Raw genomic sequence first — 26,224 nt, 5'->3', positions numbered from 1 at the left:
GGGACTAAAAGACCGCAATGGAAAAAGGCCGCATTCTGCTTGCCGTCACCGGCTTTCATCCGCAGCGCTGGCGCGACCTGCTGTCGGCCGAACGCGAGGTGGTGCTGGAGCCGGACGGCGCCAGCGACCCCTCGATCACCTATGCCGTGGTGTGGAAGCAGAAGCCGAACATCCTGGCGTCGCTGCCCAATCTGCGCGCCATCTTCTCGATCGGCGCCGGCGTCGACCATATCTTCGCCGATCCCGGCCTGCCCGATGTGCCGATCGTCAAGGTCGTCGCCGACAACCTGACCCAGTACATGACCGAATATGTCGTCTGGCGGGTGCTCGACCATCACCGCCAGGGCCTGCTCTACCGGTCGCAGCAGCCGAAGAAGATCTGGCACGAGCCGCAGCAAAGGCCTGCCGGTGACATTTCGGTCGGCATCATGGGCCTCGGCAGTCTCGGCCGCGCCTCGGCCTCGGTGCTGCTCTCGCTCGGCTTTGCCGTCAATGGCTGGTCGCGCAGCGACAAGGCCATGCAAGGCGTCGCGACCTACTCCGGCGAGGCCGGACTTATCCCCTTCCTCAAGGCAACCGACATCCTGGTGGTGCTTTTGCCGCTGACGCCGGAGACCAAGGGCATCATCAACTACGGCGTGCTGAAGGAGCTGCGGAAACGCAACGGCCTCGGCGGCTCTGTGCTGATCAATGCCGGGCGCGGCCGCCTGCAGAAGGACGCCGACATCTTGCGGGCGCTGGATGACGGCACGTTGAAGGAGGCAAGCCTCGACGTGTTCGAGGTCGAACCGCTGCCGAAGACCAGTCCGCTGTGGGGACATCCAAAAGTGTTCGTGACGCCGCACGCGGCGGCGACCTCCGATCCGGTCCATCTGGCGCCGATCATGCTACGCCAGATGGACGCCTTCGAGCGCGGCGAAAAGCTCGACAATCTGGTGGACCGCAAGGCGGGGTATTAGCTAGCCAGGCAGAGCGAGCTTCTTCTGCTTGTTCGGCTGGCCGCAGTCGCGTCGGTCGATCGACCGGTTCATGGCATCGATCTCACCGCTCGCCTTGTCGGTATCGCGTTTGGCCTTGGAGCGCATGTCAGGCGTGAACGGGCCGAAGCCCATCGCCGGATTGGAGAAGGTCGGCTTGGCCTTCGTCGCAAGGTTGTATTGCTGCGCCAAGCCGTTGCGCCGCGCCAGCAACTGGTCGCACGGCACGCTGTCGTATTGCAGGGACGACTGGACGTTCGCATCCTGCTGTTCCGACATCGAAGTGCCGCCAACACAGCCGGCGGTCAGCAGGCAAGAGGCCAAGATCATCATGTTCCAGCGCATCGACTATGCTCCTCCTGATATCCCACCCTGATGCGAGCAGATCGCAAATATCAGTCGCGCATGCAAATCGGACTTTTTCACAGCAAGAATGTTTGCGAGGCGGCGACGGACCCCTCCGCCGGCAGCTTGCCTGCCACAGCGACAGGGCTACGAGCTCGGGGCAACGGGTTCCTTCGGAGCCTTGGCCGGCGCGTGGCTGACCGGGCATCAAACGAAAAACCCGCCTGTGCGGCGGGTCACTGGCGCAAATCAGCACCATGGACGAAAATATACCATAGCTGAGGGCACGGTGTCAAGAAAAAATTCCTATCGCGCGGCCCGGCAAAAGGCTGCCGACACCGCCGAACCGGCTGTCGTCAGGTCTCTTGTTGAGCTGAGTTCGAAGCCTTGGCCACAACGACCAACCCGTTGACTTGTTCCCCACGGTCCTGCCGGATCACGGTTGGTTCCAGGGACAGGACCGAAAGCCCGTTGGCGGCCAGGACGTCGCGCACATAGTGTTGCGCATGCGCGTAGCGGCGCGACGGCAGCAGCACGAAATCGCCATCGCCAGCCAGCGTCTCGACGGAAAACGCGAACAGGCCATCCGTGGCCAGCAAGCCGGCAATCGTCGTCACCACGCCGTCCAGCGCGCCGACATAGATGAAAACATCGGCCACCGTTACCAGATCGGCTTTCGGACCGGCACGGACAAAATCCCGCAGATCGACCTTGTCGAGGAAATCGTAGACGCCCTTGGACCGCGCCTTTCTCAGCATCCTGGCCGAAATGTCATAGCCCTCCAGCCGGTCGGCGATCGGCCGCAGCCTCTGCCCCATCAGGCCGGTGCCGCAGCCAAGATCGAGCGCCAGCGGAAAGCGGCCTGGCCTTGCCGCTCGAATGGCCTGGTCGAGCATCTCAGGCAGGCGGTAACCCAGTCTGCCGACCAGGGACTCATCGAAGCTCTCGGCATAGTGGTCGAACAAGGTCTCGACGAAGGCGCTGGGGAGCGCATCGACCGCCGGCGCCTTGCCGATCAATTGCAGGTTCAGTGCAGCGCCCTGACGATCCGATGGATCGAGTTGCAGAGACATCGTCCAGGCCTGTGCAGCCAGATCCGGTGCACCCGCCGCCTGCTGCATCTCGCCGAGGCGAAACCAGCCCATCGCCCATTGCGGCGTCATTTCCAGCGCACCGAGCAGCAATTCCGCCGCCGCCGCATGATCGCCATCCGCGTGCAGCATTTCGGCATAGTCGGCGCGACGATCGGCGTTCAAGTCGCCGGACGAGGCCTGAAGCGGTTTCAAGACAATGAATCCTGGGCGATGGGTCCTGCCGGCGGATCGAGCCGGCGGTGCTCTATGCGGGAGTCAGCAGTGACTTACAACAGGCTTCCCGCGGCGGAATTATATCCTATCTTGGGGAACATGCGCGCCAGCGACCTGCTTCATCCCCGGCCCGAGGGTCTCTATTGCCCGCCCGGCGATTTCTTCATCGATCCGGTGCGGCCGGTCAACCGGGCACTGATCACGCATGGCCATTCCGACCACGCGCGTTCCGGCCACCGCTCGGTGCTGGCGACGCGGCAGACGCTCGACATTATGGGCCTGCGCTACGGCGAGGATTTCGCGGGAACAACGCAAGCGGCACAACTGGGTGAGACAATTGTCCTCAACAGCGTCAGCGTCAGCTTCCATCCAGCCGGCCATGTGCTGGGCTCGGCGCAGATAGCGGTCGAGCATCAGGGCACGCGCATCGTCGCTTCCGGCGATTACAAGCGGCAGAGAGACGCGACCTGCGCGCCATTCGAGCCGATCCCGTGCGATGTGTTCATCACCGAAGCGACCTTCGGCCTGCCGGTGTTTCGCCATCCCCCCGATACCGAAGAGATCGCCCGCCTGCTGAAATCGGCAGCTCAGTTCCCCGAACGCTCGCATCTGGTCGGCGCCTATGCGCTGGGCAAGGCGCAGCGGGTAATGCGGCTGTTGCGCGACGCCGGCTACGACAGGCCGCTCTACATCCATGGCGCGCTGGCCAAGCTCAGCGAGTACTATCAGAGCCAAGGCATAGACCTTGGGCAGCTGGAGCCGGCAACCGTCGAAAGCGGGGGCAAAGAAGATTTTACCGGCGCCATCGTCGTCGGCCCGCCTTCGGCCTTCGCCGACCGTTGGGCGCGCCGCTTTCCCGATCCGATCTCGTGCTTTGCCTCCGGCTGGATGCGCATTCGCCAGCGTGCCAAGCAGGGCGGTGTCGAACTGCCGCTGATCATCTCGGACCATGCCGACTGGGACGAACTGACCGCCACCATCAAGGAGACTGGAGCCGAGGAGATCTGGGTGACGCATGGCCGCGAGGAAGCCCTGGTGCGCTGGTGCGAACTCGAAGGTATCGCGGCGCGGCCGCTGCACCTGGTCGGCTACGAGGACGAGGGCGATTGAAGCCATGAACCGCTTCGCCGAACTTCTCGATCGCCTGGTGCTGACGCCGTCGCGCAACGGCAAGCTGACCTTGCTGACCGACTATTTCCGCAGCGTCGAGGATCCCGATCGCGGGCTGGCACTGGCTGCCATCACCGGCGATCTCCACATTGCCGCGGTCAAGCCGGCGATGCTGCGCATGCTGGTCACCGAACGCATGGATGCGGTGTTGTTCGGCTATTCCTACGACTATGTCGGCGATTTGGCCGAGACGGTCTCGCTGGTCTGGCCGCAAACGCCCGGGCATATCGCGAACCGCGAGCCGACGCTGGGCGAGGTCGTTGCCAAACTGCAGGCGGCGAGCCGCTCCGACGGACCGAAGGTGCTGGCCGGCCTGCTCGACAGCGCCGGCATCTCGGCGCGCTTTGCCATCATCAAGCTGGTCACCGGCGGGCTGCGCATCGGCGTGTCGGCGCGGCTGGCCAAACAGGCGCTGGCCGATTTCGGCAAGGTCGAAGTCGCCGAGATCGAGGAGCTCTGGCACGGGCTGTCACCGCCTTACACAGCGTTGTTCGCGTGGCTGGAAGGCAAGGCCGAAAAGCCCAGGAACACGGCGTTGGCATTGTTTCGCCCGGTGATGCTGTCGAACCCGGTCGGTGACGGCGATCTCGAAAAGCTCGATCCGGCGGATTATGCCGCCGAATGGAAATGGGACGGCATCCGTGTCCAGGCGGTGGCCGAGGGCGGCATCCGCCGGCTCTATTCGCGCACCGGCGATGACGTTTCGGGTGCCTTTCCGGACCTCGCTGACGCCATGCATTTTTCCGCAACGCTGGACGGCGAACTGCTCGTCGGCGATCCCCGAGAGGCGACGGGAACCTTCTCGGATCTGCAGCAACGGCTGAATCGCAAGACGGTGACGCCGAAGATGCAGCAGCAATACCCGGCCTTCATGCGCTGCTACGATCTGCTCCAGGTCGGCGCCGAGGATTTGCGCGCGCTGTCGTTTCGCGAGCGGCGCGGCCGGCTGGAAGCGTTTGTCGGGACGCTTGACCCAAGCCGTTTCGATCTTTCGCCATTCGTCGACTTCACGGATTGGCAAACGCTGGAGGAACTGCGCCGGGTGCCGCCGCACCCGATCATCGAAGGCGTCATGCTGAAGCGCTGGGACTCAGCCTATGTCGCCGGCCGGCCGAAAGGTCCATGGTTCAAATGGAAACGCGATCCGCACACAGTGGACGCGGTGCTGATGTATGCGCAGCGCGGCCATGGCAAACGCTCCAGCTTCTATTCCGACTATACGTTCGGTGTCTGGACGGGTGCCGAAGGCGAGGAGGAACTGGTGCCGGTCGGCAAGGCCTATTTCGGCTTCACCGACGAGGAACTGAAGCAGATCGACAAATATGTCCGCGACAACACGATCGAGCGTTTCGGGCCGGTGCGCTCGGTGCGGGCCGACCGCGACAACGGCCTGGTGCTGGAAGTCGCCTTCGAAGGGCTCAACCGCTCGACCCGGCACAAATCCGGCGTCGCCATGCGCTTTCCCCGCATTTCGCGGCTGCGCTGGGACAAGCCGGCCAACGAGGCCGACCGCATCGAGACGCTGCAGGCGCTGCTCGATCGCTAATTTCGCGCAGTGCCGGGTGCGCTATGGCTCGATCGAAACGCGGATTTCGTAGATGTCCGCAGCCTTGCCCTGCTTGTCGAAGTCGGAATTGATGGCAATGGTGCCGGCTGAGCCCGGATGCTTGTCCGGAAACTGCACGTCGAACAGATATTCGTTCTGCTGCTGGCCGACCGCATAGCGCTTGCGGCCGCAGTCGCCGAGTTCGCCGAAATTGCAGTCGACCGAAATCTGCGTCTCCTTGCCTTCTTCGGAGCGGGCAATGATGTCGAACACGGCATGTTTGCCGGCCAGTTTCTCCAGCACGCCTTGTCCGACGTCGAAGCTGATCGCCGAACCGGACGCGCCGGAACGGATGCGCAGGAACGAACCGGTATCGTCCTTCATCACCTCGGCCCTGGCGTCCGACGGCGCGCTGACATGCGATGCATCGGCCGGCGAAAACACATTGATCCAGTCGCGCGCCTGGTCCGCGGCGCCGGGCTTTGCCGGACCGCCATCGGCCGGTGTGAAATCGTCGTCCTCGACGGTCGGCGGCGCTTGCGGCGGGGCGGTGTCCAGTTGCGCGGATGTCTTGAACACGCCGGTCTGCTCGGCGAAGAACAGACCGATGCCAACCGCGGCGAGCAGTGTCACGGTCAGGAAGATGGCGGTCAGCGGCAGGCGACGCCCCCTTATGCGCCGTTCATCGCGGTCAGGCGCCACTTCCGTCGTCGCGCCGGCCGAGGCCGGAACCGACATGTCGATGGCCGGAGCATCGGGAAGCGTGGCATCCGGCATGATGTCGGGAACGACGGGCAGGACGCGCGAGCGTGGCGCATCGGCAGCCGATTGCACGGGTCCGTCGACGACGACATCGGGGGACGATGCCTGTCGGCCAGTTTCGACCGCGGGCGCCGAGTCCGCTCCGAGTTCGACCGCCGGTGCATCGCCCTGCGGGTCGACATCCGGCACCGCCGGCAGGAACTCGGATTCGATTTCGGTGATTTTCGCCTGGATTGCCTTGCGGCGCTTGATGGCGACCTCAACGGTCACACCGGGATTGGCCTGGAGCGCGCGATCAAGCGCGGCAAAAGCCGAGCGATAGACCCGTTCGCGGAACGCGCGGTCCTCGGCATTGCCTTTCTCCAGGGCGTTCCGGATCGCTTTTTCGATCGCGTCCAAGCGGGTCCCTCTGTCTTTGCCAACCTTGCCGTGATCGTTAGCCGCAGGCGGCCAATCAATCAACGGGCGACCGGCGCATTCTGCCTCGCAGAGGTGTGCAAAGTCCATTCCGGCGCTGTTCCGGCAACAAAATCAGCATGTTTGGCCGATTTTCACGCGCGAGAAGCGCTCGCACCGTGCGCAGCGTCGCTTGGCGATTGATTGGCGGACAAGGCGGCGGCCGGCTTTCGAGGGTTCCATGACGCCGCCGCAGGAATTGCCAAGTCGCATCTTGAATTCGCGCCCGGTTGCGTCTATCACCGCCGCATCTTGGAGGCCTTGGCTTCCCGGGCCGCTTTAGCTCAGTTGGTAGAGCACCGCATTCGTAATGCGGGGGTCGCGTGTTCGAGTCACGCAAGCGGCACCATTCCTCCTTCGTTTTTCGTCTCACCCCTTCGCATCAGGCGCAAAGGATTGCGACCCCGGCGAAGCACATCTGCCATTGTCGAGACCCCGGTTTGGTGTGAAACTCATGGCCTCAGCATGGGAGGTCAAAAAATGCCCAACAATTTCAAGACCGGAGACGTCGTCAAGCTGAAATCCGGCGGCCCCAGGATGACGGTCAGCGATGGCGCAGCCTCGGGCATGTATCTGTGCCACTGGTTCAATCGCGAGGGCGAGGTGTGGACCCCGCAACATGCCGGGTTCAAGCCCGAACAACTGATTGCAGCCGACCAGTCGGACTAGAATTCCTTCCATCCCGATCGGGTCGGGATGGGCACCCTGTGTTATCCGGGCATGAACGGATCAGCACGCGCGACCGACGGATTTTCCAGGTCGCGGCGTTTAACGGTTGAAGCGCGATGGCGGCACAAGCCGTCTGCGTCGCGCCAACCTGGAGACGCACAACATGATCAGCCGTTCGATATCAGTCGTTGCCTTGAGTTTGCAGACAGTTGCGGCTTTTGCCCAGGCAACGACGCCGCCTGCACCGCCGACCGCCACGCCACTTGTCGCGCCAAGCGCCTCGGGGACCAGGTCCGATATCACGCTGGCCAAATTCCAGAAGCGGCGCGAAAAGGCGATCATGGCGGCCGACACGGATGGCGACGGCAAGATCAGCCTGCAGGAATGGGAGGCCTTTCAGGCGAAACGCAACGCCAAGGGCGACGCCGCCAAATCCTTCGGGCGGATCGATTCCAACCATGACGGCTTCATCGATCGCGCCGAACTCGATGCATTCTTCGCCAAGCGCTTCGCCCGGCTGGACAAGAATGCCGACGGCATTTTGACGGCCGACGAACTGCCGGGCCACAAAACCGCTCCCAAGCCAGAGCAATGACCAAGAGGCGATGACGCGCGATGAACATCGGGAGTGCGCCGACTGATGGCTGCGGATCCGGACGAGGAGCTGGTTCGCCGTGTTGGCGCCGGCGAGCCGGCAGCCGTGCAAACGCTCGTCGCGCGCAAGCTGCCGCGTATCCTGGCGCTTGCCGTGCGCATGCTCGGCGATGCGGCGGAGGCCGAGGATGTCGCGCAGGAAACCTTCGTGCGGATCTGGCGCCATGCCGCGAGCTGGCGGCGGGGCAATGCGCGCTTCGACAGCTGGATCCACCGGGTGACGCTCAACCTTTGCTACGACCGGCTGCGTCGCAGACGCGAGTGGCTGACCGGCGACCTGCCGGATGTGGTCGACCCTGCGGCACTTCCGGACGCCCCTCGCCAAGAGGACGCGCTGCGGGTCGAACGGGCGCTGCAAGCCATAGCGCCGCGCCAGCGCGAAGCGATCGTTCTGGTCTACTATCAGGAGATGTCCAATATCGAGGCGGCAGCGACCTTGCAGGTCAGCGTCGATGCCCTGGAAAGCCTGCTGGCGCGCGGCCGGCGTTCGCTGCAGGCGATCCTGGCGGGAGATGGCGCCGATGAGTAAGCACCGGGCAAGCACCAACGCACCACGGCCATTGCGCCTTGCTGGTGCCGCCTGGCGCTCGGCGCCGACGGGCAAGGGGGAGACACATGGCTGAAGGATCCAGAAACGAATCCGCAATGGATGCCAGGCGCTTTGCCGCCTTGGCCCAGGCCTATGGCGGCGACTTGCGGCGATGGCCCGAGGCTGAGCGAATGGCCGGCACGGTCTTTGCCGCAAGCGGCGCGGGCAAGGCCATCTTGAGGCAGGCCGGGACACTTGACTCGCTGCTCGACAGCTACCGCGTCGACGCCCCGGACAAGGCACTGCACAGCAGCATTCTGCAGGCTGCCGGCCGGCACCTCGTCCGGCGCCGGCGTCAGTGGTTCTGGTGGCTGGGACTTGGACTTGCCGGCATTGGTCTGGCCGGCGCCGTGGCAGGACTGGCCCTGGTGACCATCGTCACGCCAGAGGTCCAGCCGGACCATTATGTGCTGGACGCCAATGTGACGGCGTTTGGCGATGCCGGTCCCGAGGCCGAGAACGGAGAGGACAGCCTATGAGCCCGCGCTGGATCCGTGGTCTGGTCATTGCTTCCGTGGTGCTGAACGTCTTTCTTGCAGGCGCATTTGCCGGCGGTGCGCTCTGGCTGAGAAATGCCAAAGCGGGCGCGGGTGTCTCGCTGGAATCGGCTGGCCGACAGCTTCCCAACCAGGACCGCAAGGCGTTCCGCCTGGCGCTGCGCCAGGTTCGCGTGGAGTCCCGGCAGATCATTCTCGATGGCCAGCAGGCGAGGCAGGAGGCAGCGGACCTGCTGCAGCAGCCTGTCATGGACAAGGCCGCCTTGTCCGCCGCCCTGGAGCGGGCACGCAATGCCGATGTGACAGTGCGCAGCCGGCTTGAACAGACCATTGTCGACTTCGCGGCGAACACGTCACACGAAAACCGGAGCGTGCTGGCACAGGCATTGCTGCGCCATATGGAACGCCGCGCCGCCGTTGCGCCGAAAAAATCGCCATGACGACCGACGGAAAAGGCCGGAGACGCCGTTTAACGAAGCGAAGGGACAAGCCTGCCCGATCGCACCATGCGGGGCGGCCATCTTCAAACTCGAAAGCACTCGGAGTCCAATTATGAGTCGCCTGAAAAACTATACAGCAGCCGCTATGCTGGCCATCGGTGGAGCGGTCGTAACAGCCTCCGCGTCCAGCGCCATGCCCGTCGTGTCGGTTGCCAAGCCGGCCACCCAGGCATCGGTCGAGCATGTCCGCTGGGGCTGCGGCATCGGCTGGCACCCGAACAGATGGGGACGTTGCGTGCCGAACGGCGTCGTCATCGTGCGCCCGCGCTACCACTACTGGCACGGTCCGGCCTACGTCTGGCATCCGCACCATCGCTGGCACCGCTGGCACCACTACTGATCGAAGCACGGCGGGGCCAGGCGCTAGTGAGACCTGGCCCCGCCGTTGCGGACAGCGCGATCCCGACCCGCCCGGAATTAAGGTTAAATTCACTATAGATTTGTTCTTAGCCCGCAAATAATCGAAGAGTTTCCCAAAATTATGCTCAGGCATATCCATGGGAAAATCTGTGGCTCAGCTTCAAAGTCTTGGGCGGGTGCTCTGCCATCCGCTGACGCTGGCCGTGGTCAGCCTTGCAGGCGTCTTCGCCGCCGGACGGGCCGAGCACGAATGGCTGTCGGTGCCGTTCTCGCTGGCGCTGGTGGCAGTTCTTGCCGGACTTCTGTTCCTGGCTTCGGGGCGCCTTGCCTTTTCCGTCTATCTCGCCTGGATGGGCATTGGCTTCGTCACCGTGGTTTCGGCGATCAAGTTCAGGATGAAGGGATTTTCGCTGCACTTCTACGACACGGTCTTCGTGTCGAGGGATCCGGAAGTGTACCGCTTCCTGCTCGACTCCTACCTCCATCTGATCGCGCCGGTTGTTATTGCCCTGACGCTCGGCATCGGGGCTGCGATCCTTCTGTTCCGGATCGATCGAAAAATCGGCTGGCCGGTATCGGCACGCGTCCTGATCATGGCGGCGCTCGTCGTTCTGGTGCCGCTGACCTTTCCGGCCGAGGCCTCGAAGGACCGCTATTTCTACTACATGCAGGGCCGGCACATGTCGGCCTTCTTCGTCTCGCTGCTGGATTTGCACAATCTCGTTGTGGAATCGGCCTTCGAGAAGCGGCTGCAAGCCGTGGCGCCGCAGCGGCCTTTTGCCGACACGGTCGATTGCGGTGACCGGGCTGATCTTCCCGACGTCTTTTTCGTGCTCAGCGAAAGCCAGTCCGATCCCGGCTATTTTCCGCAGGTCGGCAACGGCGCGGGATTCCTGCAGAGATTCGCACCGGGGGCCGGCGCGCCGCATCCGATGCAGGTCGAGACGTTTGGCGGCGGCACCTGGATCACCAATCTGTCGCTGATGACCGGCCTGTCGGCCACCGATTTCGGCTGGCGAAGCCCCTATCTGACCATCACCCTGCAGGACAAGGTCGCCGGAGCCCTGCCGGAGGTGCTGGCGCGCTGCGGCTATCGGACTGTCGTGATGACGCCGATGGACTTTTCGTTCGTCAATGAAGGGCCGTTCCTGAAATCGATCGGCTTCGAGACCGTGCTCGACATCAAGGACATCGCCGCACCCTTCTATCACCTGCGCGACAGTTTTTATTACCAGGCGGCCGAGGCATTTATCGCCAGGCACAATAGGGAAGACGGCCGGCCGCTTTTCCTCGAAATCCAGACCATGTTTCCGCACTCACCCTATGAGGGGCGGATGGAGCCCGAGCTGAAGGTCGAGGGCGAGCCTTTCTCGAGCGATTTCCAGGCCAATGAGTATCTGCGCCGGATGGCGGTAGCACGCGGCGATTTCCAGCATTTCCTCGACAAGAGGGAAGCGGATGCCGGTGAACGCGGTGCCGTGGTGCTCGAATTCGGCGATCACCAGTCGTCGGCGACCAAGCCGTTCGTCGACGCCATCGCCGGGGACGACGCCTTGGCGACCCCTGGCTCGCTTGCCTACCGCACCTTCTACACGCTCACCACCTTCAACCATCCTTTGCGCCGTCCGATGCCTGACCTGGCGCCGCTCGACGTCGGCTTCCTCAGTGCAAGCCTGCTCGACGCCGCCGGCCTGCCGATATCGCCTGTCATGGCCGATCTCGTGCGCCTGCGCGACCATTGCAGCGGCAGGTTCCATGGTTGTCAGGATCGGGCGGAAGTGGATGCCCATCTGCGCCGGCGCGTCGATTCAGGCTTGCTGCATCTGTTCCCGGAAGCGGTGCCGTTGCGTGGGCTGGCGCCGGTCCAATCCGTGGATGCCCGCTAGATCGTATCCGGCCCCAGCGTCGCCACGGTCTTCAGCGCACCGTCGAGCATGTCGCCCTTTTCGTCCTTCAGCGCCATCTCGCGCAGGCGGCGGATCCAGTCGGCGGCATCCGCCCTGCCCTTGACCAGATCGAGTGCCGACAGCACCCTGTCGAATTTCGACTGGGCGCGGACATGGGTGTCGCTGTAGCCCTTGATCAGCCGGCGGCAGTTGAGGATTTCGACGGCAAGCGCGTAATCCTGGGGCACATGGTCGAGTGCCAGTGCGTACCAGCGATCGAGATGGGCGATCTCGACTTTGTGGCGCAGCAGGCTGCGGCGCCAGCGGCGCAGGCCGCCGATGAACCAGAGTGCCGCAAAGCCGGCGAAACTGTCGGTGCGGATGCGGCGGCCATGGTTGATGCGGCGGTCGAGAAAGGCGGCAAGCTTCGGCCGGCTTTCGATGTAGCTGCCAAGACCCGCCGGCAGCGTGCCGCAGAACTCCTCGATGCGCGGATGGAAGTATTCGGTCACCTGCAGGATCGAACCGTCCTTGACGCCGACCTCGCGGCGCACGCGTTTGTCGCGCGTCGAACGTGTCTTGAGATCGGCGACACGGATCATGTCGTCGTAGCACAGCGCGTTGGCCAGATGCTTCGCGGCAGCGATGGACAGGCCAGAGCCCTGAACCGGTCCGTCCAGCGCGACGGCCCTGTCCAACCGGTCGAGATACTCGCGCCCGTAGGCGATGTCCTGATAGTCGACGACCTTTCTCAAGCCCCGAAGTGCCATGTCGCGCACGGCCACCGGCAACAGATCGATGCGGGCAGCCAAGGCCTGCCAGCCTTGCAGCAGGTTTTGCGGGCCACTGACGCCCCCAGCGCCCAAAGCAGATTCGACGATCGCTGGCTCGGCCGGCCTCGGCGCCGGTGCTGCCGTGCCGCGCGCGTGGTCAAAGGCAGCGCCGAAGGCTGCGAGGCTGGCTTTGACGCCCCGGCCGCCGGCACTGACCGCCTGTTCGTAGCTCTCGCGGGTGAACGGCAGCGCGTCGGACCCCGCCAGCGCGCCAAGCAGGCTGGCCGAGATCATCGAGCCATTGTCGGCGGCGATCTTCTCCATGTCGAAAGCGATGAAGCGCTTCGATGCGGCCTCCGCCGTCGCATGCACCTTGGACGACGAGGCTCGGCCATCGCCCGGTTCGATCTTTTCCGACACGGCGGCAATGCGGTGCGATGAGGCGATCAACGTGGTGCGCTCGGGCGTGACGAAGCCGCGAATGATGGCGCGGCCGGCTTCCATCAACTCCGCCGCGATCAGTATGTCGACATCGCCCTGCGAGGGCGACAGCGCAAAGACGGGCAGACGGCCGGTATCGCGGGCCATCTCGACATAATAAATGGTGGCGCCGGTGCGCTGGGCGACGCCGGCGACCGAGGTCGATTGCGCAACATAACCGTTGCGCTCGGCGACGTCGGTGATCCAGTCGGCGAGCACGCCGCCTCCCTGGCCGCCGACCGCCAGCACGGCAAGCTTGATGACGCGCTCGTCACCTTCGGCCCCGGCTCGCGGCCGAAATGGCGGGACAGCGTCAAGCATCGGCGAAGGTCAGCCGCCGGCTTTCACGGCGCCGCTGCAACAGGCCGATGGTGGCGCGGCGCATGGATTCCAGGAAACGGTCCAAGCCGCTCGGATTGTGCACGACGTCGGCGCGATAGAAGGATGGGCACAGCACCGCCGCATCGGCGACCTCGCCGCAATTGCCGCAGCCGACGCAGCTCTGGTCGATATGCGCGACCGGATCGTCGCGCAGCGGATCGTCTGTTGACTTCACCGACAGCGACGGGCAGCCGGACAGCCGCATGCAGGCGTGGTCGCCGGTGCAGATGTCCTCGTCGACGCCGAACTTCGGTTTCACCACACGCTCGCCGCCCTTGATCGCCTTGTCGACCAGCGGCTTTTCGCGGCGCTGGCGGTTGAGCATGCATTCGGACGAAGCGACGATGACCTTCGGTCCCTTCTCCTCGGTCGTCAGCGCCTCGCGCAACGTGTCCTGCATCTTTGTCACGTCATAGGTTCGGTCGACATGGCGCAGCCATTTGACGCCCATGCCTTTGACCGCCTCGGTGATCGGATGTTTCGTCGACTTGGTCTTGTTGCCGGCGCGGGATGACAGGATGTCCTGCCCGCCGGTGGCGGCCGAGTAAAAATTATCGACGATGACGATGACGCCGTCGTTCTTGTTGAACACGGCGTTGCCGATCGAGGAGGTCAGGCCGTTGTGCCAGAAGCCGCCATCGCCGACGAAGGAGATCGAGCGGCGCTTGGCATCAGGCGAATTGAACGCCGAAGCGGAGGCCGGCCCCAGGCCATAGCCCATGGTGGTGGCGCCGAGTTCGAAGGGCGGCATGATCGAGAACAGGTGGCAGCCGATATCGGAGGCGATGTGGTGCTTGCCGAGCTCCTGCTCGACCAGCTTGGTCGCGGCAAAGATCGGCCGCTCCGGGCAGCCGATGCAGAAGCCCGGCGGACGGCCCGGCACGACATTGATGAGGTCTGCGGCATCGACGCCGTCACCGACCTTGTTGGGCGCCCGCACCTCGCCTGGCAGCAGATGCGGCGCCTCGGCACGCAGGAAGGCGCCGATGCCGTCGAGCATGACCTGGCCGGTGTATTCGCCGGCCATCGGAAGATGCTCCTTGCCGACCAGCCTGGTGCCACGCCCGGCCTTGTGCAGCATCGAGGCGAAGGCCTGTTCGATGTAGTTGGGCTGGCCTTCCTCGACGACCAGTACCGACTGCTTGCCCTCGCAGAACGACAGGAACTCGTCGTCGATCAGCGGATAGACGGCGTTGAGCACATAGAGCGGCACGTCGGTGTCGCCATAAATGTCGGCAAGACCGAGCCGCTGCAGCGCGCGGATGACCGAATTGTACATGCCGCCCTGCATGACGAGGCCGACCGAGCCGTGGTCCGAGCCGAAGAACTCGTTGATCTTGTTCTTGCGGATGAAATCGACTGCCGCAGGCCAGCGCTTCTGCACCTTTTCCTTTTCGTGCAGGAAGGAAGCGGGCGGCAGCACGATGCGGCCGGTGTCGCGACGCGGCGCGTCGAGCGCGTCGGCGACCGTCATCGGCGGGCGCTTGTTGTCCTTGGCGATGAAATGGCCATGGACGTGGCAGCAGCGGATGCGGACCTGCAGCATGACCGGCGTGTTGGAGGCTTCGGACAGCTCGAAACCGTCCTCCACCGCCTTGACGATCGACGGCAGATTGGGGCGCGGATCAAGCAGCCAGACCTGGCTTTTCATGGCGAAGGCATGGCTGCGCTCCTGCATGATCGACGAGCCCTCGCCATAATCCTCGCCGACAATGATCAGCGCGCCGCCGGTGACGCCGCCGGACGCGAGATTGGCCAGCGCATCGGAGGCGACATTGGTGCCGACCGTCGACTTGAAGGTGGCGGCACCGCGGATCGGGTAGTGCACCGAAGCGGCCAGCATGGCGGTGGCGGTGGCCTCCGAGGCACTGGCCTCGAAATGCACGCCGAGTTCGCCCAGAATGTCCTGCGCGTCGGCCAGCACGTCCATCAGGTGACTGATCGGTGCGCCCTGATAGCCGCCGACATAGCCGACGCCGCATTGCAGCAGCGCCTTGGTGATGGCGAGGATGCCCTCGCCGGCAAACTCCTCGCCGGCACCGAGCCGGAGTTTTTCGACTTCCTTGGCAAAAGACCGTTCAGCCATTTTTTCTCCTTCCGGTACCGCCCGGGGTCGGCGGCGCGTAGGTCTAGATGTCGTGCTTGCGAATGTTCTTCAGCATCTTCAGAAGCGTGGCGATCAGCGCGGCATATTCGGCGTCGTCGATATCGTCGAACATCGCCTCGAACGCGTCATGCATGGCCGGCCAGGCGCGGGTGAACTCGGCGCGGCCCTCATCGGTCAGGAACACATGGCGGATGCGGCTGTCGGTGACCCCCTGCTCACGCCGCACGAGGCCTTGGCCCTCCAGCGTATCGAGGGTCCGGCTCAAGGTCGACTGCTCGATGACGGTATAGACCGAGAGGTCGTTGACGGTGATGCCGTCGGTGACCGACAGCACGGCCAGCGTGCGCACCTGCGGAATGGTCAGCCCCTGCTTGCGGAAATCGTCGCGCAAGGTGGCGTTGTAGCGGCCCATGATGCGGTTCATCAGATAGGGCGCGAATTGCTGCAGGCCGATCTGGCCCAGGGTCGAAATCCGCTGGCGCTTCTCAGTGACCTTCTCTTCCATCACAGCCTCCCCGCCAGGAGAAAGCCGGAACCGCCGCCGAGACCCGCACCCGGGTGGGTCGAAGCGCCGATATGGTAGAGGCCCTTGATGCCGGTCTGATGGTTGCGACTGGTCTTGAACGGCCGCCACAGGAAGGACTGGTCGATGGTCGAGGAACCGCCATAGGGATCACCACCGACCAGGTTGATGTTCATCGCCTCGAGATCGGCCGGCGAATAGGCGCGGCGCGCGATGATGCTGTCCTTGAAGCCCTCGATATGGCTGGCGAGGATCGCTTCGGCGCGATCGGCATAGGCTTCGCGCAGCACATCGGTCCATTGCCCATCTGCCGGCGCCTGCAGCTTGCCGGCCGCGTCGCCCTTGATGTGGCGAGGCGCCTCGGGCAGTTGCAGCCAGAGGATCGCCTTGCCCTGGGGGCAGCGCGACGGGTCAAGCGCATGCGGCTGGCCGACACAGATGGTCGGCACCTCCGGCAGCATGCCGCGCGCCGCCTCGTTGCAGGCTTTCGAGACACCATCCAGCCCTGGTGTCAGGTGCAGCAGCGCCACCTTGTCCAGGCCTTCGCCCCGCCATGCGGGCGGTCTGTCCAAGGCATAGTGGATCTGGAAATTGCCTTTGCCGTAGCGGTATTTCTGCGTCGCCTCGACATCGGCTTTGGGTGCATCCGCACCGAGCAGCCGACCATAGAGCTGCGTCGGCGTGACCGAGCAGATGACGCTCTTGTTGGCCGTGATCGTTTCGCCCGAGGCCAGCCGCACGCCGGTTGCGCGGCCATTGCCTTGAACGATCGAAGCGACATCGGCGCCGGTGCGGATGTCGCCGCCGCGTTCCCGGATCAGGGCTTCGAACGCTGCCAGCAGGTTCTTCGCCCCGCCCTTGACGATCGGTGCCCCGGCTGCCTCCAGCGCGAAGGCGATCACCTTGGCGATCTGGCCGGAGAAAGCATCTTCCGGTCCAAGCCCGGCATGCAGCCCCCAGGGCGCCCACAGCGCACGAATGGTTTCGGACCGGTAGGTGCTTTCCAGCCAGCCGCGCGCCGGCACCAGTGCGTCGCCGAGAAAGGCGGCAAGACCGCGCGGGCCACGCCGCCAGCCATCGCCGGCCAGCAGCTTCGCCGTCGGATAGGACCAAAGACTGCCGCCGAGCAGTCCGAACAGCAGGCCGGCATTGCGTTCGATGCCGCCGACATCATCCGCGTGCCGATCGCCGTCGCCTGCCGCAATTGCGTTGAGGGCAGCGACATTGGCGGCGCGGTCGGTGGTGAGCACGGCATGGCTGCCGTCCGGCCGCAGCACGCCGGTCGGCTTGGCCGTATGGCAGAACTCCAGCCCGTGCCGTGCAAGGTCGGCGCCGAGTGCCGCAAAGGCCGGAGAGGTGATGAACAGCACGAAGGTCGTCGCCATCACATCATGGATGAAGCCGGGCGCGGTGATCTCCTCGGTGCGCATGCAACCGCCAATGCGGTCGTTGCGCTCGAGGACGAGCACTCGCGCCCCTTTGCCGCCAAGCATCGCCGCGCAGACCAGCGCGTTGATGCCGCTGCCGACGATGATGTGATCCGGCTGGCTCACTTCAGCGTGCTTTCGCCTAACCTTTCGAAACCAGCGCCAGCGCGCGGATCGGGCTGCCGGTTCCGTGTTCGATCTTGAGCGGCGCCGCGATCAGGATGGCGCCCTTCGGCGGCAGCTGGTCGAGGTTGCAAAGGCTGGCGAGGCCGTAGCGGTTGGCCTTGTGCATCAGCGTGTGCGCCGGGAATGGCGGCTCCATGCCGCCGGCTTTGCCGGCATCGGTGCCGATCGTCTCCGAGCCCCAGCCCTTGATGTCCTTGCCGATCAGGAACTGGATGGCTTCGGCCGTCGGGCCGGGCGTGTGCGGCCCGGTCTCGTTGGCGTTGAGGAACTCGGCTTCCGAGCCGTTGCGCTTGTACCAGTCGGTGCGCATCACCACCCATTCGCCGGCATTGATCGCGCCATGCTTGGCTTCCCAAGCCTTGATGTGGTCCACGGTGAGCAGGAAATCGTGGTCGGCGGCGGCTTCCTTCGAACAGTCGATGACATTGACCGGGCCGACGAAGTTCTGCGCCGGAATGGTGTCGGTGGCGCCGTCCGGATAATCCTTGCCGGAGATCCAGTGCTGCGGCGCGTCGAAATGCGTGCCCGAATGCTCGCCGAGCTTCAGCCAGTTCCAGGCCCACCACGGACCGTTCTTGTCGTAACGGGAGATGTTGTGGATCTCGACCTTCGGCGTGTCGACGGCGAGTTCCGGCGGCAGCTTGATCAACGGCGTGTCCGGCCCGAGTGGCGCCGACAGGTCGACCACCTTGATGGCGCCTGAAAGCAACTGGCCGGCGACTTCGTTGAGGAGTTTTTGGGTGTCCATGGTCTGAAGTTCCCTCTTTCGTGTGATGATCAAGGCTCGTCTCGGCCCTTAATATCCTACTAGACGAAAACATATGCATCTGCAATTATCTTTAAGCATAAAGGAAATGGGGACGAGGCGTGAGCGAGTTCGACGCCATCTTTGTCGGGGCGGGCCACAACAGTCTGGCATGCGCCGCGCATTTGGCGCTCAAAGGCTGGAAAACCGGGATTTTCGAGCGCAACTCGACAATCGGCGGCGCCGTCCAGACGGGCGAATTCACCCTTCCCGGCTTCCGCCACGATTTCGGCGCGATGAATCTGAGCCTGTTTGCCGGCTCCGCTTTCCATCGGAAATATGCAAATGAATTGAAAGCGCAGGGGCTGGAGTTCGCGCCGGTCGCCGACTGTTTCGCCAGCGCCTTTCCGGATGGCCGCTGGTTCGGCGTCAGCAACGATCTGGAAAAGACCGCCGCGCGCATAGCCGTCTTCTCCGCCACTGATGCCGCCACATGGCGCAGGCTGGTTGCCGCCTTCCCGGCTGAGGCCGAGCATCTGTTCCGGCTGCTGGGATCGCCGATGAGCGCCCGGGCGCTTGCCGGCACGGCGTGGAACCTGTGGCGCAAGAAGGGCATGTCTGGGGCGCTCGATACGGGCCGGCTGCTGTTGTCTTCGCCACGCGCTTGGCTGGAGGAAACTTTCGAGTCGCCGCATATCAGGGCGACGCTCGCCACCTGGGGCATGCATCTCGACTTCGCCCCCGACATCGCCGGCGGTGCGGTTTTCCCCTATCTGGAATCGATGGCCAACCAGAGTTTCGGCATGGTGCTGGGCAAGGGCGGCGCCGACACCATCATTCGAGCCCTCTCGGGCATGGTGACATCAGCCGGCGGCAAGATCGTCACCGACGCCGACGTGGCCGAGATCACCATTTTGGCCGGCAAGGCAACCGGCGTGCGGCTCGCCTCCGGCGAAACCCATACCGCCACCAAGGCGGTCATCGCCAGCGTCGCTCCAAAGGCACTGACCGGCAAGCTGCTGCCCAATGGTTCCGGCGACGCCGGTTTCGACACGGCGATGCGAAAATTCCGCCACGCACCGGGCACGATGATGATCCACCTGGCGCTGGATGATCTGCCCGACTGGCGCGCCGGAGCGGAGCTTCGGCAGTTCGCCTATGTGCATCTGTCGCCGTCGCTCGACGCCATGTCGCGCACCTATCAGCAGGCAATGGCGGGCATGCTGCCGGATGAGCCGGTGCTTGTCGTCGGTCAGCCGACTGCGGCCGACGCATCGCGAGCGCCCGAGGGAAAGCATGTGCTGTGGGTGCAGGTGCGCATGCTGCCCGCCGAAATCACGGGCGATGCCGCCGGCAAGATCGCACCGGCGCATTGGGACAAGGTGAAGGATGTCTACGCCGAGCGTGTCCTCGACACCATCGAGACCTATGCGCCCGGCCTGCGCAACAAGATCCTCGGCCGCACCGTCTTCTCGCCCATCGATCTTGAGCGCGAGAATCCGAACCTCGTCGGTGGCGACCAGGTCTGCGGCAGCCATCATCTGGCGCAGAACTTTTTATTCCGCCCGGCGCGCGGCTATGCCGGCTGGAACACGCCGGTGGCGCATCTGCATCTCACCGGGGCTGCGACATGGCCGGGCGCCGGAACCGGTGCGGCGTCGGGCTTCATGCTCGCACAACAGCTTGGCGGGAGGTAGGAGCCGGAGATTTCCTTGAGGCTACGAGGGGCAAGGCGCTGCTGCCCAAGAAGCCTGAACCAATGACCTGAAGACGCCGCGCAGAAACAAAACCAACAAGGGGAACGACCATGACAATCAACAGACGTGAATTGCTGGGATACAGCGCCGCGGCACTCGGGGTTGCCGCCGTCGGCCTGCCGCAGATCACCAAGGCAGCCGCCGGCGAACTGACCATCGCCTACAACGTCAACCTGCCGTCCTGGGATCCAACCACCGGCCCGTCGGCCGTCAACCCGACCATCCAGGGGCTTTACCAGTCGGTGTTCGACCAGTTCATCCCGCAGAAGCCCGATTTGTCCTTCGCGCCGGGCCTGCTCACCGAATGGGGCTGGAACGACGACCGCACCAAGATCATGATGACGGTGCGCGAAGGCGTGACCTGGCATGACGGCTCGCCATTCACGGCCGAAGACGTCGTCTGGTCGCTGCAGCGGGCGGGTGACGAAAAGACCGGCAACCCGATCCAGTTCGTCTGGAAGAACGTCAACAATTTCAAGATCGACGGCAACAAGATCACCGGCGACGTCGTGCAGTTCGACCCGGTCTATTTCAAATGGATGTCGTTCCTGACCGGCTACATCATGCCGAAGGCGTATTATGAGAAGGTCGGCGCCGAAGGTTTCGAGAAGGCGCCGATCGGCACCGGCCCCTACATGGTGGAAAAATTCGAGCGCAATGCCTTCCTGCGGCTGAAGGCCAATCCGAACTATTGGGGCGGCAAGCCGGCCTTCGAGAATGTGACGATCAAATTCGTCGCAGATGCGGCGAGCCGTGTCGCCGAGATCGAATCCGGTTCCTCGCAGGTGACGCTCGAAATTCCCTATGAAGAATATGACCGGCTGATCGCCAAGGACGGATTGGCAGGCTCGTGCAAGAACGTCTCCGACATCGGCATGATCTTCTTCAACGACATTGAGGCAATGCTGGACAAGAACGTCCGCCAGGCCGCAGTGATGGCCGTCGACAAGAAGCTGCTGGTCGATCGACTGCTGCGCGGCTACGGCCAGCCGATCGATACGCTGGAGACGCCGGAATACGCGGCCTACGACGCGTCGATCAAGGTCGAGCACAATCCCGAAAAGGCCAAGGAATTGCTCGCCGCCTCCGGCTATTCGCCGGAAAAGCCGGTCAAATTCACCATCCAGACGACCAAGGGCTTCAAACCCAAGGACTATGAGATGATCCAGGCGATCGTCGGCATGTGGCGCAAGGTCGGCATCGAGGCGACGATCGAGGTCTACGAGATCGCCAAGCACTACGAGCTGCGCGCCGCCGACAAGCTGGCGCCGGCCGCCTTCTACAATTGGGGCAATGCCATCGGCGATCCGACCACCTCGACCGGCTTTGCCATGTACGGCCCGAGCCCGCATTCGGTGTGGGACAGCCAGGATTTGATCGACATGATCAATCCGCTGTGGGGCGAAAAGGACGAGGCCAAGCGCATCGCCGGCTGGAAGGCTGTCGACAAATACATCGCCGAGCAGGCCTATGTGCTGCCGCTGATGCAGTATGCGCAGCCGATCGTGCATGCCAAGAGCGTCAATGTGGTGCAGCATGTTTCCGGCGCGCTGCTGCCGGCCCTGATGACCCCGGCCTGACCGATATGGGAAGGCACGCTGTCGTGAGGCAGCGCGTCTTCTTTAACGACGCAGGCCCCCTCATCCGGCCCTTCGGGCCACCTTCTCCCCGCTGGGGAGAAGAGACCGGCTCAGCCGTCGGCGACTTCTTCTCCCCTCGGGGAGAAGGTGGCCGCGAAGCGGCCGGATGAGGGGGTTTTCGTTCCATCAGTCACTGAAACGCATTAGGCCTACGCCAGAATGCTCCTGCAACGATTCCTGATCCGTCTTCTGACGATGCTGATCACGCTGTTCGGCGTGGCCGTCGTCGTCTTTGTCGTGATCCGCGTCGCGCCCGGCGATCCGATCGCCATGATGCTGCCACCGGGAGCGACGGATGCCGACATTGCCCGGCTGCGCGCGCTCTACGGCCTCGACAAGACCATCGTGCAACAATTCTTCATCTGGCTGTCCGGTGTGGCCAGGGGCGATTTCGGCACCTCGATCTCGCTCAGGCAGGACGTGCTTGGTCTCGTCTTCAACCGGCTGCCGGCGACGCTGGAACTTGCCATCGTTGCACTCATCATGGCGGTGGCACTCGGCGGTACGACGGCGGTCATCGGCGCGCGCGAACGCGGCACGGCGGTCGAGGCCGGCATCGACATGGCCAGCGGCGCGGCGCTCTCCATTCCCGATTTCCTGTGGGGCCTGGTGCTGATCCTTCTGTTCGGCGTTCTGGTGCCGATCTTCGACATTTCCGGCCGGGTGTCGCCGCAGCTCGACCTGCCTTTCGTCTCCCAGTTCTACCTGTTCGAGAGCCTGCTTCGGCTGCGCCTCGACCTTACCTGGGATCTCCTGAAGCACATGCTGATGCCGGCCGTGGCGCTGGCGCTGCCGCTGGCGGCAATCATCTCGCAGCTGCTGAAGCAGTCGCTGAAGGAAGTGCTCGACCTCGACTATGTCGTGCTGGCACGGGTGAAGGGGTTTTCGGAAACGCAGGTCATCCTGCGCGAGGCGCTGAAGAATGCCGCTTTGCCGACGCTGACGCTTGTCGGCGTGCAGTTCACTTTCCTCATCGGCGGCACGGTCATCGTCGAGCGGCTGTTTTCGTATGAAGGCCTCGGCAATATGGCGATCGATGCCGTCATCAACCGCGACCTGCCGCTGATCCAGGGTATCGTTCTGGTCTTCGCGCTGCTGTTCGTGCTGATCAACCTCGCCGTCGACATGATGTATGCCCTGCTCAATCCGAGGCTGCGCCATGGATGAGGGTCGTGTTCGAAGACGAGGTGTGTCGCCGCGCCTGTGGCTGGCCGGCGGCTGGCTGCTGCTGGCGCTTCTGGCGGCAATCTTCGCCCCGCTGGTCGCGCCGCAGGACCCGCTGGCGCAGGATCTGATGCTGGAGCGGCTGCCGCCATTCTGGATTGATGGTGCCGAGCCCGGCTACTGGCTCGGCACCGACAGCCTCGGCCGGGATCTTCTGTCCCGACTGATCTTCGGCGGCCGCATCGCCTTCATCGTCGCGTTTGCCGCGGCCATCGCGGCGTGCCTGGTCGGCTCGACGCTGGGCCTGATATCGGGCTATTTCGGCGGCTGGGCCGACCGCATCACCTCGCGCATCGTCGATGTCTGGATGGCGTTCCCACCGGTGCTGTTCGCGATCCTGTTGGTTGCGGTGCTCGGCACCGGCCTCAGTTCCGTCATCCTCGCCATCGCTATCATCGACTGGACGCGCTTTTGCCGGGTGATCCGTGCCGAGACCATGGGCCAGTCGCGCATGGACTATGTCGAGAATGCCCGCATCGCCGGTTATGGCCGCATCGGCGTCATGCTGCGCGAAGTGCTGCCCAATGTGGTGCCGTCGATCGTCGCTCTGCTGTCGCTGGAAATGGGCATCGCAATCATCGTCGAGGCGATCCTGTCATTCGTCAATCTGTCGATCTCGACCGACGATCCGACCTGGGGAGGCATCATCGCCGAGGGCCGGCTGTCGATCCACCAGGCGTGGTGGGTGCTGGTGTTCCCGCTGGTCACGTTGATCCTCACCGTGCTGTCTTTCAGCCAATTCGGCGAGGCGCTGAAGACGCGTTTCGATCCGGTGCTGCGATGAGCGCCTGTCTCGATATCAGGGATCTGAGCGCCGTGCTGCCCAATGGCCAGCGTGTGCTGCGCTCGGTGTCGCTCTCCGTTCAGCCCGGCGAGGTCCGCGCGCTGGTCGGCGAAAGCGGCGCCGGCAAGACGATGATCGGCAAGGCGGTGCTCGGTGTGCTGCCGTCGAGCGTGCGCATTGTCGAAGGCGACATGCTGCTTGAGGGCGAAGACCTCGGCAAATTGCAGCCCAAGGCACGGCGCACGCTGATCGGCGCGCGCACGGCACTGATCCCGCAGGACCCGCTGACCGCGCTCAACCCATCGCGGCGCATCGGCTCGCAGATGACTGACCGGCTGGTGCGCATCCTCGGCTGGAGTGGCGAGAAGGCCGATACCCGCATTCGCCAGTTGCTCGACGAGGTGCAGATCCGCGACCCCGACCGCGTGCTGAAAAGCTATCCGCACGAACTTTCCGGCGGCATGCGCCAGCGCGTGCTGATCGCTGCCGCCTTCGCCGCGGAGCCAAGGCTGATCGTCGCCGACGAGCCGACCACGGCGCTCGACGTCACCGTGCAGAAGCAGATCCTGCGGCTGATCGCACAATTACAGCGCGAGCATGGCACGGCGATCCTGTTCGTCACCCATGATCTCGGCGTCGTCGCCAAGATCAGCCAGAAGGTGTCGGTACTCTATGCCGGCAAGGTGGTGGAGGAGGCTGACACGGCTGCCCTCTTCGCCGCCCCGCAGCATCCCTACACGCGGGCATTGATGGCGGCGACGCCACGCTACACCGACCCCTTCGCTTCGTTGAAGCCGGTGGACGATGCGGTGCTGGCCGGACTTGCCGCCGAGATCGCAGCCGCCGACCAGGCATGGAGGCGGCCGCATGGCTGAGCCGCTGTTTTCCGTGCGTGGGCTGAAGGTCGCGTTGCCCGACATGACGCGCAAACCGCTGATCGGCCGCGCGCCATTGGCCGAAATCCTGAAAGGCCTGGATTTCGACCTTCCCAGGGGCTCGGTGACCGGCATCGTCGGCGAATCCGGGTCCGGCAAATCGACGCTCGGCCGCGCGCTGGTGCGCCTCTTGGAGCCCAGCGCCGGCAGCATCACTTTCGACGGTCGCGACATCACCCATTTGCCGGAAGCGGAGCTCAGGCCGCTGCGCCGCAATCTTCAGATGATTTTTCAAGATCCGATGTCGTCGCTCAACCCGCGCCGCACCATCGCCAGCATCATCGCGGCGCCGCTGAAGCAGAACGGCCTTGGCGACAATCTGAAGGCACGCGTCGCCGAGGCGCTGCAACGTGTCGGCCTGCCGCAGAGCTTTGCCAGCCGCTACCGCCACGAACTGTCGGGCGGCCAGCGCCAGCGCGTCGGCATTGCGCGCGCACTGGCGCTGTCGCCGAAATTCGTGCTGGCCGACGAGATCGTCTCCGGTCTCGACGTTTCGACGCAGGCGCAGATCCTGACCCTGCTGGAGAAGCTCGCGGCGGAGATGGGCCTGACCGTCGCTTTCATCAGCCACGATCTGTCTGTCATTCGGCGGCTGTGCCGGCAGGTGATCGTCATGCGCGAAGGCGTGATCGTCGAAGCGAGCGCCACCGACGCCTTGTTCGAAAACCCGCGGCAAAGCTACACGCGCGATCTCATCGCAGCCATTCCGTTGCCTGAGATCGATGCCGGCTGGCTGGACATACCAGCCGCCGCCAGCGCGCCGACATGAATGTACACGCACGCCGGAAAGCGGGCCTCGGACGTGCGACCGCAAAGACCCCAAGTCCCGCCAATGGAGAGGACTGACATGAAGACCACAATCGCAATTGCAACGCTCGCCGCCGCGATGCTCGGCAGCGCCGGCATGGCCACCGCCAGCTCGATCCCGGGCATGCGCGGGCACGACCACACAGGCATCACCGTTCCCGATATGAAGCAGGCGGTCGACTTCTTCACCGAAGTGGTCGGCTGCAAGAAGGCGATGTCGTTCGGTCCGTTCGCCGACGACAAGGGTACCTTCATGCAGGATCTGCTCGGCGTCGATCCGAAGGCGGTGATCGAAGAGGTCACCATGGTCCGCTGCGGTTATGGATCGAACATCGAGCTGTTCAAATACACAGCACCGGACCAGAAGGACCTGACGCCGAAGAACAGCGACATTGGCGGCTTCCACATTGCCCTCTATGTCGACGATGTCACTGCTGCCAAAGCCTATCTCGACGCCAAGGGCGTCAAGACACGCTTGGGACCGCTGCCGGTCAAGGAAGGGCCTGCCGCCGGCCAGACCATTCTCTACTTCCAGGCGCCTTGGGGACTGCAACTGGAAGCGATCAGCTATCCCGATGGCATGGCCTATGAGAAGGGCGCCGAGACGGTGCTGTGGAGCCCGAAGAACCCGGACAAGTGATCCGGCAGCGCGCTTGCGCGACGACACGCAGGCGCGCTTTCGCCATGTCAGGACAATCGTTCTGACATAAAACTTTAAGCTTGAAATATCTTGTCAC

25 protein-coding genes and 1 tRNA gene are annotated in these 26,224 nt (G+C 64.1%); 18 read left to right on the top strand and 8 right to left on the bottom strand.

The window, feature by feature from the left end:
* The first annotated feature begins 17 nt into the window (after window positions 1-17).
* Entirely contained in the window at window positions 18-959 is a 942-nt protein-coding gene (locus LB558_RS18905; protein ID WP_224698951.1) for a 2-hydroxyacid dehydrogenase, read from the top strand.
* Here the strand turns inward: LB558_RS18905 and LB558_RS18900 are convergent, their stop codons facing one another.
* Both LB558_RS18900 and LB558_RS18895 read right to left on the bottom strand, forming a co-directional pair.
* On the bottom strand, window positions 960-1,322 hold the full coding sequence (locus LB558_RS18900; RefSeq protein WP_224698950.1) for a hypothetical protein: 363 nt from the start codon (window positions 1,320-1,322) through the stop codon (window positions 960-962). It lies immediately after the preceding gene.
* Between the two features lie 356 nt (window positions 1,323-1,678).
* Window positions 1,679-2,608 (bottom strand): class I SAM-dependent DNA methyltransferase, encoded by a 930-nt coding sequence (locus LB558_RS18895; RefSeq protein ID WP_224698949.1) that lies wholly within the window; start codon window positions 2,606-2,608, stop codon window positions 1,679-1,681.
* A gap of 120 nt (window positions 2,609-2,728) precedes the next feature.
* Here LB558_RS18895 and LB558_RS18890 point away from each other — a divergent pair, with 120 nt between their 5' ends.
* Both LB558_RS18890 and LB558_RS18885 read left to right on the top strand, forming a co-directional pair.
* Window positions 2,729-3,739, top strand: coding sequence for a ligase-associated DNA damage response exonuclease (locus tag LB558_RS18890; protein ID WP_224698948.1), 1,011 nt, complete (start codon window positions 2,729-2,731; stop codon window positions 3,737-3,739).
* Window positions 3,740-3,743: 4 nt separating this feature from the next.
* Complete coding sequence (locus LB558_RS18885; RefSeq protein ID WP_224698947.1) at window positions 3,744-5,345, top strand: cisplatin damage response ATP-dependent DNA ligase; 1,602 nt, start codon at window positions 3,744-3,746, stop codon at window positions 5,343-5,345.
* A gap of 21 nt (window positions 5,346-5,366) precedes the next feature.
* Here LB558_RS18885 and LB558_RS18880 read toward each other — a convergent pair whose 3' ends face one another.
* A complete protein-coding gene (locus LB558_RS18880) occupies window positions 5,367-6,506 on the bottom strand; it encodes a hypothetical protein (RefSeq protein ID WP_224698946.1) in 1,140 nt (379 codons plus the stop codon).
* 330 nt (window positions 6,507-6,836) lie between these two features.
* On the opposite strand from LB558_RS18880, the gene LB558_RS18875 reads away from it, so the two are divergent.
* From LB558_RS18875 to LB558_RS18840, 8 genes are all read left to right on the top strand, one after another.
* Window positions 6,837-6,912, top strand: a tRNA-Thr gene (locus tag LB558_RS18875).
* A 131-nt stretch (window positions 6,913-7,043) separates the two neighbouring features.
* Window positions 7,044-7,232, top strand: a complete 189-nt coding sequence (locus LB558_RS18870) for a YodC family protein (protein ID WP_013527958.1) — start codon at window positions 7,044-7,046, stop codon at window positions 7,230-7,232.
* 163 nt (window positions 7,233-7,395) lie between these two features.
* Window positions 7,396-7,827, top strand: coding sequence for an EF-hand domain-containing protein (locus tag LB558_RS18865; RefSeq protein ID WP_224698945.1), 432 nt, complete (start codon window positions 7,396-7,398; stop codon window positions 7,825-7,827).
* Between the two features lie 45 nt (window positions 7,828-7,872).
* Complete coding sequence (locus LB558_RS18860; RefSeq protein ID WP_224698944.1) at window positions 7,873-8,415, top strand: RNA polymerase sigma factor; 543 nt, start codon at window positions 7,873-7,875, stop codon at window positions 8,413-8,415.
* 86 nt (window positions 8,416-8,501) lie between these two features.
* Window positions 8,502-8,954, top strand: a complete 453-nt coding sequence (locus LB558_RS18855) for a hypothetical protein (protein WP_224698943.1) — start codon at window positions 8,502-8,504, stop codon at window positions 8,952-8,954.
* A 35-nt stretch (window positions 8,955-8,989) separates the two neighbouring features.
* Window positions 8,990-9,412 (top strand): periplasmic heavy metal sensor, encoded by a 423-nt coding sequence (locus LB558_RS18850; RefSeq protein ID WP_318011652.1) that lies wholly within the window; start codon window positions 8,990-8,992, stop codon window positions 9,410-9,412.
* A 112-nt stretch (window positions 9,413-9,524) separates the two neighbouring features.
* Complete coding sequence (locus LB558_RS18845; protein WP_127256556.1) at window positions 9,525-9,812, top strand: GCG_CRPN prefix-to-repeats domain-containing protein; 288 nt, start codon at window positions 9,525-9,527, stop codon at window positions 9,810-9,812.
* 169 nt (window positions 9,813-9,981) lie between these two features.
* Entirely contained in the window at window positions 9,982-11,718 is a 1,737-nt protein-coding gene (locus tag LB558_RS18840; RefSeq protein WP_224698941.1) for a sulfatase-like hydrolase/transferase, read from the top strand.
* On the opposite strand, the gene LB558_RS18835 is transcribed toward LB558_RS18840, so the two are convergent.
* The 5 genes from LB558_RS18835 to LB558_RS18815 are packed head-to-tail and all read right to left on the bottom strand — an operon-like array spanning window position 11,715 to window position 18,343.
* Entirely contained in the window at window positions 11,715-13,292 is a 1,578-nt protein-coding gene (locus LB558_RS18835; protein ID WP_224698940.1) for an indolepyruvate oxidoreductase subunit beta family protein, read from the bottom strand. The two genes, LB558_RS18840 and LB558_RS18835, sit on opposite strands and share 4 nt — an antisense overlap.
* Window positions 13,285-15,438, bottom strand: coding sequence for an indolepyruvate ferredoxin oxidoreductase subunit alpha (locus LB558_RS18830; protein ID WP_224698939.1), 2,154 nt, complete (start codon window positions 15,436-15,438; stop codon window positions 13,285-13,287). Before LB558_RS18830 ends, LB558_RS18835 begins: the two co-directional genes overlap by 8 nt.
* A gap of 43 nt (window positions 15,439-15,481) precedes the next feature.
* On the bottom strand, window positions 15,482-15,964 hold the full coding sequence (locus tag LB558_RS18825; protein WP_224698938.1) for a MarR family winged helix-turn-helix transcriptional regulator: 483 nt from the start codon (window positions 15,962-15,964) through the stop codon (window positions 15,482-15,484).
* Window positions 15,964-17,535 (bottom strand): phytoene desaturase family protein, encoded by a 1,572-nt coding sequence (locus tag LB558_RS18820; RefSeq protein WP_224698937.1) that lies wholly within the window; start codon window positions 17,533-17,535, stop codon window positions 15,964-15,966. The genes LB558_RS18825 and LB558_RS18820 overlap by 1 nt, the downstream gene beginning before the upstream one ends.
* Window positions 17,536-17,551: 16 nt before the next feature.
* Window positions 17,552-18,343: a cyclase family protein gene (locus LB558_RS18815; RefSeq protein ID WP_224698936.1), complete on the bottom strand. Its 792-nt coding sequence runs from the start codon at window positions 18,341-18,343 to the stop codon at window positions 17,552-17,554.
* A 119-nt stretch (window positions 18,344-18,462) separates the two neighbouring features.
* Here LB558_RS18815 and LB558_RS18810 point away from each other — a divergent pair, with 119 nt between their 5' ends.
* The 7 genes from LB558_RS18810 to LB558_RS18780 all read left to right on the top strand — a co-directional run bounded on the left by LB558_RS18810 (window position 18,463) and on the right by LB558_RS18780 (window position 26,127).
* Window positions 18,463-20,037 (top strand): phytoene desaturase family protein, encoded by a 1,575-nt coding sequence (locus LB558_RS18810; protein WP_224698935.1) that lies wholly within the window; start codon window positions 18,463-18,465, stop codon window positions 20,035-20,037.
* Between the two features lie 110 nt (window positions 20,038-20,147).
* On the top strand, window positions 20,148-21,677 hold the full coding sequence (locus LB558_RS18805) for an ABC transporter substrate-binding protein (RefSeq protein ID WP_224698934.1): 1,530 nt from the start codon (window positions 20,148-20,150) through the stop codon (window positions 21,675-21,677).
* A 219-nt stretch (window positions 21,678-21,896) separates the two neighbouring features.
* Window positions 21,897-22,904, top strand: a complete 1,008-nt coding sequence (locus LB558_RS18800) for an ABC transporter permease (RefSeq protein ID WP_224698933.1) — start codon at window positions 21,897-21,899, stop codon at window positions 22,902-22,904.
* Window positions 22,897-23,745, top strand: a complete 849-nt coding sequence (locus LB558_RS18795) for an ABC transporter permease (RefSeq protein WP_224698932.1) — start codon at window positions 22,897-22,899, stop codon at window positions 23,743-23,745. The genes LB558_RS18800 and LB558_RS18795 overlap by 8 nt, the downstream gene beginning before the upstream one ends.
* On the top strand, window positions 23,742-24,620 hold the full coding sequence (locus tag LB558_RS18790; protein WP_224698931.1) for an ABC transporter ATP-binding protein: 879 nt from the start codon (window positions 23,742-23,744) through the stop codon (window positions 24,618-24,620). Before LB558_RS18795 ends, LB558_RS18790 begins: the two co-directional genes overlap by 4 nt.
* The gene (locus LB558_RS18785) at window positions 24,613-25,449 is read left to right on the top strand and encodes an ATP-binding cassette domain-containing protein (RefSeq protein ID WP_224698930.1); all 837 of its coding nucleotides are present in this window, start codon (window positions 24,613-24,615) and stop codon (window positions 25,447-25,449) included. The genes LB558_RS18790 and LB558_RS18785 overlap by 8 nt, the downstream gene beginning before the upstream one ends.
* A gap of 78 nt (window positions 25,450-25,527) precedes the next feature.
* A complete protein-coding gene (locus LB558_RS18780; protein WP_224698929.1) occupies window positions 25,528-26,127 on the top strand; it encodes a VOC family protein in 600 nt (199 codons plus the stop codon).
* Window positions 26,128-26,224 lie beyond the last annotated feature (97 nt).

It is taken from the genome of Mesorhizobium sp. CO1-1-8 (assembly GCF_020164875.1).
Taxonomy (GTDB): domain Bacteria; phylum Pseudomonadota; class Alphaproteobacteria; order Rhizobiales; family Rhizobiaceae; genus Mesorhizobium.
The sequence above is the reverse complement of the archived record's forward strand: the minus strand, read 5'-3'. Positions and strand labels throughout refer to the sequence as shown.